At 50.1% G+C, this 1002-nt stretch carries 1 protein-coding gene; it reads left to right on the forward strand.

Annotation, left to right across the window (positions count from 1 at the left end):
• Positions 1 to 1002, forward strand: a 1002-nt coding sequence (locus tag R7E78_RS24760) for an aldehyde dehydrogenase family protein (protein ID WP_318058425.1), incomplete at both ends; no start/stop codon positions are given.

Genomic DNA, 1002 nt, shown 5'->3' on the forward strand with positions numbered 1-1002 from the left:
CGCCCGTTGTCAAAATGAAGATGTAGACCTCGCGGTATCATACGCTCGCCAAGCATTTCAATCTGGTATCTGGAGTGAAAGCAGCCCAGCTCATCGCAAAGCAGTGCTTAAACAGTTTGCTGACCTGATTGATCAACACCAAGAAGAGTTAGCACTATTAGAAACTCTCGATACTGGTAAACCTATCTCTCACAGCTTCTCTACCGATATTCCTGGCGCAGCAAACTCTTTACGCTGGTACGCCGAAGCGATCGACAAAGTGTACGGTGAAGTTGCCCCAACAGAACAAGACGTACACGCTTTTGTTTCTCATCAGCCAATTGGCGTGGTGGCTGCGGTTGTGCCGTGGAACTTCCCTCTTTGGCTTGCGTGCTGGAAGCTTGGCCCTGCTTTAGCGGCTGGTAACAGCGTGATTCTAAAACCGTCAGAAAAATCTTCTCTCACCGCGATATTCCTAGGTCAACTTGCTTCTCAAGCGAGTTTGCCAACAGGCGTTTTCCAAGTCGTGACGGGTTTTGGTCATGAAGCTGGCGACGCGCTGGCGAAACACCAAGACGTAGACTGCATCGCCTTCACAGGCTCGACGCGCATTGCAGGTCAACTGATGGTCAGCTCGGGTGAGAGCAACCTAAAGCGTGTGTTTGCAGAAGCGGGCGGCAAGAACGCGAACATCGTGTTTGAAGATTGTGATGATTTAGACCGCGCAGCAGCAGAAACCGCCGCTGGGTGTTTCTACAACCAAGGTGAGGTGTGCGTCGCGGCAACCCGTCTGCTTGTTCACGAAAGCATCAAAGATCAGTTCATAGAAAAAGTTATTCAAGCGTCGAAAGCGTTCACGCCAAAAGACCCAATGGACCCAAGTTCATCCATGGGTGCACTCATCGACCAAGATCATAAATCAAAAGTATTGGAATACATCTCGTTAGGTGAATCAGAAGGTGCAAACGTACGTTGTGGTGGCGATGTCGATGGGCAGGGCGCATTTGTTTCCCCAACCATTTT

The sequence above is a fragment of the Vibrio sp. YT-19(2023) genome (assembly GCF_033337395.1).